The organism is Agrobacterium sp. (genome assembly GCF_059499945.1).
The window spans coordinates 1002035-1014468 of the sequence record NZ_JCABZP010000014.1; the positions used below are offsets into that span (position 1 = coordinate 1002035).

11 protein-coding genes are annotated in these 12434 nt (G+C 58.4%); 3 read left to right on the plus strand and 8 right to left on the minus strand.

The features are described 5' to 3' along the window. Positions 1-53 precede the first annotated feature (53 nt). On the plus strand, positions 54-941 hold the full coding sequence (locus tag AC5I5B_RS16680) for a YicC/YloC family endoribonuclease (RefSeq protein ID WP_020810362.1): 888 nt from the start codon (positions 54-56) through the stop codon (positions 939-941). A gap of 5 nt (positions 942-946) precedes the next feature. Further along, positions 947-1609, plus strand: coding sequence for a guanylate kinase (gmk, locus tag AC5I5B_RS16685; protein WP_003502089.1), 663 nt, complete (start codon positions 947-949; stop codon positions 1607-1609). 86 nt (positions 1610-1695) lie between these two features. Here gmk and AC5I5B_RS16690 read toward each other — a convergent pair whose 3' ends face one another. From AC5I5B_RS16690 to AC5I5B_RS16725, 8 genes are all read right to left on the minus strand, one after another. Continuing rightward, a complete protein-coding gene (locus AC5I5B_RS16690; RefSeq protein ID WP_111834278.1) occupies positions 1696-2067 on the minus strand; it encodes a hypothetical protein in 372 nt (123 codons plus the stop codon). 7 nt (positions 2068-2074) lie between these two features. Then, entirely contained in the window at positions 2075-2509 is a 435-nt protein-coding gene (locus tag AC5I5B_RS16695) for a hypothetical protein (RefSeq protein ID WP_236761714.1), read from the minus strand. 354 nt (positions 2510-2863) lie between these two features. Further along, on the minus strand, positions 2864-3694 hold the full coding sequence (gene rsmA, locus AC5I5B_RS16700) for a 16S rRNA (adenine(1518)-N(6)/adenine(1519)-N(6))-dimethyltransferase RsmA (protein WP_003502092.1): 831 nt from the start codon (positions 3692-3694) through the stop codon (positions 2864-2866). Further along, positions 3694-4716, minus strand: coding sequence for a 4-hydroxythreonine-4-phosphate dehydrogenase PdxA (gene pdxA, locus AC5I5B_RS16705; RefSeq protein ID WP_107675450.1), 1023 nt, complete (start codon positions 4714-4716; stop codon positions 3694-3696). Before pdxA ends, rsmA begins: the two co-directional genes overlap by 1 nt. A gap of 26 nt (positions 4717-4742) precedes the next feature. After that, the gene (locus tag AC5I5B_RS16710) at positions 4743-5690 is read right to left on the minus strand and encodes a SurA N-terminal domain-containing protein (RefSeq protein WP_003502094.1); all 948 of its coding nucleotides are present in this window, start codon (positions 5688-5690) and stop codon (positions 4743-4745) included. A 297-nt stretch (positions 5691-5987) separates the two neighbouring features. Next, positions 5988-8369 carry an LPS-assembly protein LptD gene (locus AC5I5B_RS16715; RefSeq protein WP_003502095.1) on the minus strand — a complete coding sequence of 794 codons (2382 nt, stop codon included), beginning with the start codon at positions 8367-8369 and terminating at the stop codon, positions 5988-5990. Beyond that, on the minus strand, positions 8370-9458 hold the full coding sequence (lptG, locus tag AC5I5B_RS16720) for an LPS export ABC transporter permease LptG (RefSeq protein ID WP_111792517.1): 1089 nt from the start codon (positions 9456-9458) through the stop codon (positions 8370-8372). Further along, positions 9455-10624: an LptF/LptG family permease gene (locus tag AC5I5B_RS16725; protein ID WP_003502098.1), complete on the minus strand. Its 1170-nt coding sequence runs from the start codon at positions 10622-10624 to the stop codon at positions 9455-9457. Before AC5I5B_RS16725 ends, lptG begins: the two co-directional genes overlap by 4 nt. 298 nt (positions 10625-10922) lie before the next feature. On the opposite strand from AC5I5B_RS16725, the gene AC5I5B_RS16730 reads away from it, so the two are divergent. Further along, positions 10923-12416: a leucyl aminopeptidase gene (locus AC5I5B_RS16730; protein ID WP_111834516.1), complete on the plus strand. Its 1494-nt coding sequence runs from the start codon at positions 10923-10925 to the stop codon at positions 12414-12416. The last annotated feature ends 18 nt before the right edge of the window (positions 12417-12434 follow it).

Sequence of the window (12434 nt, forward strand, 5' to 3'; positions counted from 1 at the left end):
CCCTGTGATCCACAGGGCCCGGTTTTGTACGGCATGACGGGGGGCTTCCAGATATGACATTGCAATCGATGACCGGCTTTGCGCGCAGCGAAGGAACCTCCGGCCGTTACCGCTGGGCGTGGGAATTGCGGTCCGTGAACGGCAAGGGGCTCGATGTACGCCTGCGTCTGCCGACCGGTCTTGAAGCGCTGGAAACCGCCTTGCGGGAAATCGCGGGCGAGCATCTTTCCCGCGGCAATATTCAGGCTGGGCTTACGCTCGCCATTGCGGAAAACCGGCTTGAGGCCGTGATCAACCGCGATGCGCTCGCTGCGGTTCTGGCACTTAAGAAGGAGCTTGGTGATGTCGTTGAAGACAAGCCGCTGAGCTTCGATACGTTGCTTACACTGCGGGGTCTCGTCGATTTTCGCGAGGCGGAAGACGATGCTGAAGCGCAGGCCACACGTAATAGCGATGTGCTGGCCGGTTTTGCGGTTGCCGTCGAGAAGCTGAAGGACATGCGCGAGCGGGAAGGGGCGTCGCTGTTCGCCATCCTGTCCGGCCATATCAACCGCATAGAGCAGCTTGTGGACATCATCGAGAATGATCCGTCCCGTCAGCCGGAACAGATCGCGGCAAGACTTGCCCAGCAGATCTCGCTCATCGGCGATGGCCTGCACGGGCTCGACCGCGACCGCCTGCATGCCGAGGCGGCGCTGATTGCCACCAAGGCGGATTTGCGCGAAGAGATCGACCGGTTGCACGCCCATGTTCAGGCTTCCCGGGAACTGCTGACCAATGGCGGGCCGGTAGGGCGCAAGCTCGATTTTCTTGCACAGGAATTTAACCGCGAGTCGAATACAATCTGTTCCAAATCGAATGCGAGTGCGGTAACCGCAGCAGGCATAGAGCTGAAAGTGGTGATCGACCAGTTTCGCGAACAGGTCCAAAATCTGGAGTAGACCCCATGGTCCCGGTGAATAATTCTCCCGTCACGATTGCCCGCCGAGGGCTGATGCTGGTGATTTCTTCGCCATCAGGCGCGGGCAAATCCACGATTGCCCGCAACCTGCTCGACAAGGACAAGAATATCGGCCTGTCCGTCAGCGTTACGACGCGCCCGCGCCGCCAGAGCGAGATTGACGGTATCCACTACCATTTCATTTCCAAGCGCGATTTCGAGCGTCTGCGGGACAGCGATGCGCTGCTGGAATGGGCGGAAGTTCACGGCAATTTCTACGGCACGCCGCGCGGGCCGGTGGAAGATGCCATGGCCGCCGGTCGCGATATGCTGTTCGATATCGACTGGCAGGGCGCCGAGCAGCTGCAGGACAAGATGAAAGCCGACGTCGTTTCGATCTTCATCCTGCCGCCGACCATGACCGAACTTCAATCGCGCCTGCATCGCCGCGCCGAAGACACCGAAGAGGTCATCAAGACCCGGCTCCTCAATTCCCGTGCCGAAATCGAGCACTGGCGCGATTATGACTATGTCATCCTCAATGACGACCTGCAGGCCGCCTTCGAGGCTGTCGAAGCAATCGTGAAGGCCGAACGCGTCCGCCGTGACCGCCGCCACGGCATGTTCGATTTCGTGCGGGCGCTGCTTGAGGAAGAACCGAAGCTTTAAGCGCTTCCGGTAAGCTAACTCATCCGCCGGGATGGGAAGAACCCATCGCCCGGGCAGTATGGGATAATTTGTTAGGCCTGTTCCAGTTAGCTGCGCCCAAAAGCAAGATCGAAGCCCGTCAGGTTTCTGATTGCAGCACCGATCACACCAAAAACCGCGTTCAGAACTGTCTGGACGGTGTCGTAAACGAGGAACTCAGAATAAAGCAGCACGCTGCTGAGGGCCAGTTCCTGTGTGTGCATGGCCATATCCGCGTGCTCTCTGGAAATCGTACCGCTCTTGAGGCCTGCCTGCGTTAGCCATGCCTTTTGCGCAATCGACTTAATATGAACGGCAATTTCATTTTTGACTTCATTGAAGTGCGAAATGAGAACCGCTGAAACCTGCTGCAGAATGCCCTTATAGAGTTCCGACGCATCTTTCGGTTCAAATTTATCCAGATCTAGTGACTTTGCCATGTGAACCTCACTTCAACCGGGCTTCAAACAACTTCGGAACGCTACAGGCTTCCTTCGTGGCGAATGTGGACGCGGTCTCAACGTTAAAGGGTGCTTTTCGATGAGCAGCCAACTGTGTCATCAGCGCTTCCTGGCAGATCAGCAGTGCTTTGTGAATAATCTGGGCGGGTCTACCGGAAACGTGGTTTCGAAGGTAAGTTGCGCGGCCTTCGGCAATATAAATTGCCGAACGTACATTTGATACTGCGTCGACGTATATGCCTTCGACCTTGGAGAACGGTGTTTTATCTTCGTAAACAGCAGATACTGCGGCATCAATCTTATCGATATCGTTGTTTAGCGCCTCAATGTGCTTCATCAGCGCTTCATCGAAAGTAGGTGTCACGCTAACACATGAGGAAAGCGTGAATAGCGAGATGGCCAAAACATAACTTATCTTCACGCGATCCCCCTGATATTTGAAACTGTGAAGTGGAAAATGTACAATAGGAATGGATATATAATTTACAGTTGTGTGTTTGGAGTCAAGCACCGGTTGTGATCGGGCTTGGTGATTGTGGTCTGGATCATGTCATTCAAGGTGAAAAGCGGAAAATTTCCCAAATAGGCAGCGCTTTTCATAAGGTTTCTTCCGAATCAGCCACGTTAGCAGAGGTGGCCGTGCCACCGGTTTCCCGTGGCGCGTGATCGTCGAAAATTCATCATCGGAAATTATTTATAGGTTGCGCCACAGATCAAGTTCTGTCGCGGACCTGAAGGGAACCCGTGTCGTCAAGCTTTCGTGTCTGGTCCAGCCTTAGAGGCAGTTCGCCAACGTCACGAATTCATCCACCGACAGCGTTTCCGCTCGTCGTGTGGGATCGATGCCCGCTTTTTCCAGCAGGGTTTCACCGCCAAGGCTTTTCACGCTCTGACGCAGCATCTTGCGGCGCTGGCCGAAGGCGGCTTCCGTGACCTTTTCAAGCTTGGCAACATCGCAGGGCAATGGCTTGTCCTTCGGCAGCAGGTGCACGACGGTGGAGGTCACTTTTGGCGGCGGGCTGAAGGCCTGTGGCGGGACGTCGAAGGCCATTTCCGCGACCGTGCGCCAGCCGGCGAGAACGCCCAGACGCCCATAATGATTGTCGCCTTCTTCAGCCACGATGCGCTGGCCGACTTCCTTCTGGAACATCAGTGTCATGGAAAGCCAGAAGGGTGGCCATTGTTTCGGCAAAAGCCAGTTGACCAGCAATTGCGTGCCGACATTGTAGGGCAGGTTGGCGATGATGCGCACCGGTTCGCCGACGGGAACCAGAGCCTCGAAATCGGTCTGGAGGGCGTCGCCCTCGATGACCTCGAGCCGTCCGGGATAATGCGCCTCGATTTCCGCCAGCGCCGGCAGGCAGCGGCTGTCGCGTTCGACGGCGATGACCTTTTTCGCCCCGAGCGAGAGAATGGCGCGGGTGAGGCCGCCGGGACCGGGACCGACCTCGATCACCGTTACGCCGTCGAGCGGCCCTGCCGTTCTGGCAATCTTCTGGGTGAGGTTGAGGTCGAACAGGAAGTTCTGACCGAGCGATTTTTTCGCGTCGAGCCCGTGGCGCTGGATGACATCGCGCAGTGGTGGCAGTCCGTCGATGGCCGCCATTATGCGCCAACCCGGCTGCGGGTGGAAATTTCCGCCGCCATCTTCAGTGCCGCGACAAGGCTCGCTTCATTGGCAATGCCCTGGCCTGCAATGCCGAAGGCAGTGCCATGGTCCGGCGAGGTGCGGATGAAGGGTAGCCCAAGCGTGACATTGACGGAATCGTCAAAGCCGAGCGCCTTGGCGGGGATCAGCGCCTGATCATGATACATGCACACCGCCACGTCATACCGCTTGCGGGCAGCATCGTGGAACATGGTGTCGGCGGGCAGGGGGCCGAAGGCATCGATCCCGTCCTTCCGCAACCGCATGGTCGCCGGGTGAACGATATCGCGATCCTCGGTGCCGAGTGCGCCATCTTCACCCGCATGTGGGTTGAGGCCGGCAACCGCCAGACGCGGCGCCTCGATGCCGAATTTTTGCCGGAGATCGGCATCGATGATCCGGCAGGTCGTGACGATCAGTTCTTCCGTCAGGGCTGCCGGCACGTCTTTCACGGGGATGTGGATCGTCACCGGGACGACACGGACCTTGGGCCCGGCAATCATCATGACAGGCGTCACCTGTTCGCCGGTCTGGCGCAAGGCGAGATCGGCCAGAAACTCCGTATGACCGGGGAAGCCGAAGCCCGCCTCGTAAAGCACCGATTTCGCGATCGGATTGGTGACAACGGCCGCAGCTTTGCCCTCGACCGTCAGGGAAACGGCGGTCTCGATGGCCTTGATCGTGGCATGGGCCGCGCCGACATGCGGCTGGCCGGCCTGCACTTCGAAGCCGACAGGAAGCGGGAGGATGGGGAAAGCGCGTTCGAACAGGCCGACGGCATTCTCCGCATCGCAGGTCTCGATATTGACCGGAATGCCGATCAGCGCTGCACGGCTCGCCACCACATCGGGGTCGCCGATGAAGATGAAGGGCGGCACGCCGCTCTCCCGGCGCTTTGCCCAGGCGGTGATGGCGATGTCGGGGCCGATACCGGCTGGATCTCCCTGTGTCAGGGCAAGCGGCAGGGATGCATATGTCACGGAAAGACCCGGCTCTTGTATCAATATCAGGTGTTGACGATCTGCGCCTTCTTGCGCAGCTCATCCATATATTTCTTTTCGTTCGGGTTTTCGCCGTCCTTGGCCTTCATCAGGTCTTCGGACTTGAACACCATTTCCGCCGCATAGTCGTCGGAAACCTGACGCTGCTTGCAGATGGCCAGATATTCGACGCCCTTTTCGGTCACGCGCGTTCCGGTGGTGCCGCCTTCCTTGGTCTTTTCCACCAAAGCTTTCCAGTCTTCCGGAAGTTCGGGGGCCAGAATGCGGCCGAGGTCCTTGATCGCCACGTCGCGCATGGTCGCGGCAAAGCTCATGGCCTGGTCGCAGCCGGGGTAACGCTTGCGCGAGGCTTCAGCCTCAGCCTTGCGCTTGCCGGTAATGGCATTACGCTTCGATTCCGGGATGACGAAGATGACCTGCTGCAGGAAATATTCCGTGGTGACGGGCTTGTCGCCGCGTTCCTTCAGGCGGGTCACGAGATCCTGCGTCGACATCTTGCCGCGGGCGCCATAACGGGCGTTGACAAGACGTGGCCAGCTCATCTGAATGGCGATGAAGGACTTGAAATGGTCGGCGCCGACACCCGCCTGCGACAGCACCTTCGTCAGTTGCTGCGGGGTCATCTTGTTGTTGCCGGCAAAGCGTGCGAAGGCCGCATCGACATCGTCGGTGCTGACCGACATTTTCACGCGGCCGATTTCCTCGCGCTTCAGCGCCTCATCGACAAGCTGCTCACGCGCTTTTTCATTGAGATTACCGGACTGGCGCTGCAGCTTCAGGAAGGCGACGCGCTTGGCGATATCGTCATTGGTGATGGGTGTCTTGTTGACGACAATCTTGACTGTGCTGTCGGCGAAGGCCTGGCCGGCATAGGGCACAATGGCCATGGGAACGGCGAATATCGCAAAGGCAAAAGCAGCGCCACGCAAAGCCGTCTTTCCGAAATTCATCATATCCTTCTCCCTTTCGTCGGGCAGGGTCCTGTTGCCCTGTCCCGCCAATCTGTTTTGTCTGATGAGGGGATCATCGAACTCTCCCGCTCTTCAGGCCTGCACCTGTGCATCCACACCGCAAATTTGCCACGTATATATCATCGCGATCCGCAAGACGGCAATGTGTCGGTTTGTTGAAAGAAAACCCGATAGGTTCCATGCGCGGCCGACATTGGCGTGTTGTTGCGGCGAAACCGTGGCTTTACTGGCCAAATGGTAAAAAGGCAGGCCACGATGCTGCGTAACCTGCCTCTAAACTCAGTAGTTGTTTGGCTTCCAGCCGATATCCATGTCGTTCCAGTCATCGTTTGCTGAACCGATGCTGATATCGCCGAGCGTCCGGAAGGCCAGACGGGCATTGATCGACCAGTCATTGGCGGCCTGGCGGCTGGAATTGATATTGCCTTCGTCGGAATAGCTGACCGTCAAGATCGTGCATTCATCCTGATAGGCAATGCCGATACGGCGCTCGGCAGCAAATTTTCCGTTCAGATCGTAGTTGATCGAGCCAAACAGCGACCAGTTGTCGTCCATACGCAGTGTGCCGGAGGCCTGAATGATATCGCGGTCTTCGTTATAGCCATATTTCGGCTGCGCCTTGACCTGCGTATAGCTGAGCTTGCCGGTGAGGCGGCGATCCGAATAGCTGATGCCGGTTTCCGACCGGTTGATGTCGAGATCGTCCTTGTCGAGACGCAGGCTGGAAGACAGAGAAAGACCGATCGGCGCATCGAAAGCAGCCATGGCGACGTAATCCGAACGGTCGGATTCGAGGCCGGAATTGGCGCCTGCATTGACGAGATCGTAGGAGGCGAAAGAGTTGTCGCCCGCCAGATGGAAGGACTGGCCGGCAATGGCGCGAACGCCGTAGCCGTTGTCGAAGGTACCGTTATAGCGGAAGCCGATGTTGGCGCGCGTGCCGCCTTCGATGCGGTCGAAGCCGGAGAATTTGTCGCGTTCGAACAGATTGGTCGCGTCGAATACGAATGCCTGTGCGTCCTCGTTCGGAAGGCGGCCGGCATATTGTTCGTTCGGGCGCACGAAAATCTGCGCAATGGGTTCAATCACATGGCTGCTGTTGAGTGCCGTGAACAGCCAGGGATAACGCACTTCCAGGCCGCCGGTGACCATGCCGCGGAAAGCCGCACCGTCATTCATCATGCCCTCATAGGCATAGGAGGTGCCGCCCGAGGTGAAGGCCGCGGGAGACATATCCGTCCAGAGCGCGTCACCGCGTGCAGCGAGGATCGGCGTGATCTGCAGGCCGCTGTCCATCGTGAAGGTGCGTTTCCACTCGGCTTCGGTGGAAAGGCGCGTATAGTCGCCTTCAAGCCCGCTGAAGCGCGGATAACCGCCAAGCGCGTAGGCATCCTGCTTCAAGCGCGTGATGCTCGTCAGGTTGGTGGTCAGCGAAAGCTCGCCGCCATAGATCGGATCCGGCACGAAATAACGATAGTCGACAACCGGATGGACGATGGCCTGCTTGCGTTCCTTGGATTCGGTATTGTCCGTGTCCTGAACGTTGAAATAATAACCACGGGCTTCGAAGCTGTTACGCTCGCTCGCGCCGGTCAGGTAGATCTGGTTGGTCTGAACGTCGTTTTTATAACCCTTCAGCCCATAGGTGCGCGAAAAGTTATTGTCGGTCTGCACCATGGCATCCCAGCCGAACGCCCAGCGCGGGTTGATCGAGAAATCACCCTTGCTTGCGATCATGCCACGATTGTCGTTGAGCGCATCGCTGGTGCCGGCCGTGAAGGTATCGGACTTCTGCTGGCTGATGCCGGCGATCGTGACCGTATGCATACCGGTTTCGAAGCGCTGGCGCAGTTCCGCCTGCAGCAGCAGACCCTGCGTCGTGTAATAGGTCGGCGTGACGGTCACGTCCGAGGTGTCGGACAGAACGTGGAAATAGGGGACGCCGATGCCGAAACCGAGATTGTCGGTAATGCTCATCTGCGGGAACAGGAAGCCCGATTTGCGCTTCACTGTATTGTCCGGAACCGTGAGGAACGGCAGATAGGCGATCGAATGGCCGAAAAGCTGCAGACGGGCCTTTTCCAGCCGGATCGTATGGGTCTTGCCGTCCTGAACGACGCGTTCCGCCTTGACCTGCCACAGAGGCGCCTTTTCGGGCCGCTCGGCGCAGGGCAGACACGCGGTGTAGACGCCGTTGTTGAGGACCATCAGGTCGCCTTCGAGACGCTCGGCACTTTCACCCGCGATACGGGTATTGTCCGTGGTCTCGACGCGCAGGGCATTAACGAAGCCCTGACCGAAATCGTCGGTGACGTCCATCTCGTCGGCATAGATCTTGTTGCCGCCCGGCTCGATCAGCTCGATGTTGCCATGGGCAATCACGCGGCCGGTCTGCTGGTTATATTCCACTTGCTGGGCCACCATGCGGTAGCCCGAATATTTCATGCGAACGACGCCCTTCGCGATGACGCGCTGGGAATCGCGATTATAGGTCAGTTCATTTGCTGTAAGCAGGAGTTTCGAATCGTCTTGGCTTGCCGACGCAAGCAAACCATCCTGGCCGAAAGCGACCGGGCTGGATGCCAAATACGCGCACACAGCGGCACCTGTCAGAAGGGCCGTCCAAAGCCGCCTGATATTCCCGCGGTCATATACCGCCACTTAGCCGTCCTCCTGATGAAGCAGAATGGTTGCCCCCAAAGCCAACGCCACGACGACTGGAACCCAGACCGCGACGGTGGGAGGGACAACACCACCACTCCCGAATGCCCTTACGAGCACGGTTACTACATAAAGCACGAAGCCGGAAACGATTCCACCCAGAATCACGGAGCGCGACTGGGCGAAGCGGCTGAACTTTAATGAAACGGTCGCGGCGATCAAGGTCATCGCAACCAGAAGCAGGGGCGTCGATAGCAGGAAATGATACTGCGTCTCAAGCGCCTTTGAAGATAGTCCAAAGGACTTTGCAACTTCGATCTTGTGAGAAAGGTCAAAGAAAGCAACGGTTTCCGTCTGCGTCATGCGCTCCTGGACGAATTCCCGTCTCAGATTGGTACTGATCCGCGTGCTCTCTTGCCGAACTGGCACATGTCCTGCGCGTGTTTCCGAAACGCCGTTAAGAAGCCAGTAACCATCTTCCAATTTAGCCGACTTCGCATCCTGCCGGGAGACGATGTTTCCGTCCTTGTCGAGGTGGATCAGAACCACATCGAGAAGCATCGTTCCGTTGTCCTCGAAGCTCTTGGCGCCGATGATCGTATCCTGGCCACCACTTGTCTGGCGCATCCACGGAATGATCTCCTGCTGGCGGCCGCCGCCTGCCTCATTGCGCAGACCGGCTTCCATCGCCAGCGACTTGTTCTGGCCCCATGCCGCGATGGGGTTCAGAATGATGACGGACAGGATGCCGATGAAAACCGCGCCGAGCACGAAGGGAAGGATGAATTGCCAGGCGGAAATGCCGGCAGCGCGCGTCACCACCAGCTCGTAGCGCCGGTTGAGCGAGATCAGCGTCGTCATGCCGACGAAGAGGGCGATGAAGGGAATGGTCTGCTGCAGGATCAGCGGCAGGCGAAGCGCCGTCAGGCCAAGGGCGGCCGGAACGGAATAGCCGGGCAGGCCGGACATGCGTCGTGCCGTCTCGCTGAAATCGGCAAGGTAAATGATCGAGGATACGCCGAGCACGAACCAGATGGCGGTGATCAGATATCGTTTCAGGAAATACCGGGAGAGCGTGTTGAAAATCATGCGTTGCCGCTCCCAGAGCTTTTCGCCATCCGGCTGGAGAAGAGACGGCGCAGACGACCCATCGCATCGGCGATGACTTTCGGCATTTTCGGCTTGCGGCCGGTCAGCAGAATGAAGGCGGCAGCGGCGCCGCTAAGGCCCGGCACGGCATAGACCAGCGGAATGAAGGCCGCGCTCTGCTTGATCTGATTGGTGACATAAAAACCAAGCCACCGCAGTATGAAGGCCGTCACCAGTGCGGCGACCATCGGATGCATGCGGGCCTCGCGATGCGAACGGGCGTCAGCGGCGATGACCAGTGAAATCAGCGCGAAGGAAAAGGCGAACATCCAGTCCGACAGGCGCTTGTGTAACTCGCTGCGGAAATTCTCCGGTGAGCGCTTGTAGCTCGCATTGTTCTCGTCAGGCGAGAGAAGGAAACCGAGGCTGGCATCGCCGGGAGAGAGCGACGGCTCCGAATCCTGCTTTTCCGACATGGTCGAAAGGTCGAAGGCGTAGGACAGGAACTTGACGATCGAGACCTTGCCGTCGGGCGTCTTCTGCTGCACTTCGCCGTCGCGCATGGTCAGCGAGGTGCCGCTTTCGTCGATCATGCCTTCCTTGGCATAATAGATGAGGTCGAAATTCGGATCGCGGCGGTCGGCGACGAACAGGCCCTTGAGAATACGGCCCTGCCGCTGCGCAATCTGCACATAGAGACCATCCTGAATGGTGCGGAAGGTCTTTTCCTCTATCACCGAAGACAGAAGGTCGGCATAGGCGGCGGCCACCATCTGCCGGGCGGAGCTGCGGGCCGGCGGCTCGATGAAATTGGTGATGGTGAAGGAAAGGGCGCTCAGAACGGCGGCCAGAATGAGAACCGGGCGATACATCACCGAACGCGGCGATCCAGCCGCATCGATAATGGCAAGCTCGGAATCATTGTTCATCGTCGTGAAGATCTGGGTGATGCCGATGACAAGCGCGAAAGGCAGCACGACGGGAATGAGCGTCGGCAGGATCATCGTCGCGAGCGCCATGAAGGAACCCATCGACTGGCCCGTATCGGTCACGAGATTGATTCTCTGGAGAACCTGGATGGTCCAGATGATGGCCAGCACCGGCAGCAGCGCGACCAGAAACATCTGCGTTGTCCGCCGCAGGATATAGTTCTCAAGAAGCTTCATACGGCCCTGTTCGACATTGTTTTTTCGTGCGATCGCTCGCCGAATTTCCGCTTATCTAATCGCATCGTTTGCAATTGGCTATTCCGGCATGCTCACAAATATGTTTTGCGCGACGATTTTTCCGTCGCCTGTGTCTTTTTGTGGAACAAGCTGTCGGTTTCATGACGTGATTTCGCATTCCACAAAAATGCCTTTCCTTTAACGACCGTAGGCCTTTAAAGAATGCGGGGTTGCGCCCCGGGCCGAAAAGGCCATGATCATGCGCATCGTGCAAGTCGTCCAAGAAGAGCAGGAAAACATGTCCGCTAAATTCGATATTTCTTTCGCCAATTCCGCCTCGCTGGAAAATGCCCTGGCCGTTGTGCTGCAGGCCTCGGGTGAGGCGCAGGCCGTCGCCGGTGCTTCCGAGGCCGACCCGGGCGGCGTGATCGAGAGGGCGGCGAAGATCTCGGGCTTTTCCGCAAAATCCATGACGACGCTCGACGTGATCGCGCCGCAGGGTTCCACCGCCGACCGGCTGCTCGTCATCGGCCTGGGCAAGCCGTCGAAGCTGATCGCCCATGACTGGCTGCGCGCCGGCGGCACCGCCGCCGCCAATTTCAAGAAGGCGGACAAGGTCGTCATCTATCTCGATGCGCCGGGCGTAGAGGCAGGCGGGCAGGCGGCTGCGGATTTCGCGCTTGGCGTTCTGCTGCGCGCTTACAGCTTCGATGCTTACAAGACCAAGAAAAAGTCCGATGACGAAAAGACGCCGAAGAAGGTCGGTATCGTCATCGTCACGGCTGCGTATCAGGAAGCGGAAAAGGCCTTTGCCGTGTCGGAGGCAGTTGCGGGCGGCGTTACTCTGGCGCGCGATCTCGTCAATCTCCCGCCGAACGCTCTCGGCCCGGTTGAATTCGCTGAAAAGGCGGAGGAACTACGCAAACTCGGCGTCGAGGTGGAAGTTCTCGGCGAGAAAGAGCTGAAGAAGCTTGGCATGAATGCGCTTCTCGGCGTCGCGCAGGGTTCAGCGCGTCCGCCACGGCTTGCGGTGATGCAGTGGAACGGCGGCAACAAGAAAGACGAGCCGATTGCCTTTGTCGGCAAGGGTGTCGTTTTCGATACTGGCGGCATTTCGCTGAAGCCCGGCCTCAATATGGAGGATATGAAGGGTGACATGGGCGGCGCTGCTGCCGTCACCGGCCTGATGCATGTGCTCGCAGCCCGCAAGGCCAAGGCAAACGTGATCGGCGTCATCGGCCTTGTCGAGAACATGCCTGACGGCAATGCCCAGCGTCCGGGCGATATCGTCACCTCCATGTCTGGCCAGACCATCGAGATCATCAATACCGATGCCGAAGGCCGGCTGGTTCTGGCCGATGCGCTCTGGTACACCAAGGACCGCTTCAACCCGAAATTCATGGTGAACCTCGCGACGCTGACGGGCGCCATCACGGTTGCGCTCGGCAATCTGCAGGCCGGCCTTTTCTCCAATGATGACGAGCTTTCAGCGCGTCTTGCGCAGGCGGGCGACGTGACAGCCGAAAAACTGTGGCGCATGCCGCTCGGCAAGGATTACGACAAGATCATCGATTCCAAATTCGCCGACATGAAGAACAGCTCGGGCCGTCTGGCGGGTTCCGTCACCGCCGCGCAGTTCCTCAAGCGTTTTGTGGGTGAAACATCCTGGGCGCATCTCGATATCGCCGGCACCGCAATGGGTTCGCCACTGACTGAGATCAATCAGTCCTGGGGCTCGGGCTACGGCGTCAGGCTGCTGAACGAACTCGTTCGCGCCCATTACGAAGATTGAAACGAGTGGGGCGGCACG

Excerpts from the sequence above, each read along its gene's own strand:
- rsmA (WP_003502092.1), bottom strand. The coding sequence starts at position 3,694 with ATGGCGGCCATCGACGGACTGCCACCACTGCGCGATGTCATCCAGCGC.
- AC5I5B_RS16680 (WP_020810362.1), top strand. The coding sequence starts at position 54 with ATGACATTGCAATCGATGACCGGCTTTGCGCGCAGCGAAGGAACCTCC.
- gmk (WP_003502089.1), top strand. The coding sequence starts at position 947 with ATGGTCCCGGTGAATAATTCTCCCGTCACGATTGCCCGCCGAGGGCTG.
- lptG (WP_111792517.1), bottom strand. The coding sequence starts at position 9,458 with ATGATTTTCAACACGCTCTCCCGGTATTTCCTGAAACGATATCTGATC.
- AC5I5B_RS16710 (WP_003502094.1), bottom strand. The coding sequence starts at position 5,690 with ATGATGAATTTCGGAAAGACGGCTTTGCGTGGCGCTGCTTTTGCCTTT.
- AC5I5B_RS16725 (WP_003502098.1), bottom strand. The coding sequence starts at position 10,624 with ATGAAGCTTCTTGAGAACTATATCCTGCGGCGGACAACGCAGATGTTT.
- AC5I5B_RS16690 (WP_111834278.1), bottom strand. The coding sequence starts at position 2,067 with ATGGCAAAGTCACTAGATCTGGATAAATTTGAACCGAAAGATGCGTCG.
- AC5I5B_RS16730 (WP_111834516.1), top strand. The coding sequence starts at position 10,923 with ATGTCCGCTAAATTCGATATTTCTTTCGCCAATTCCGCCTCGCTGGAA.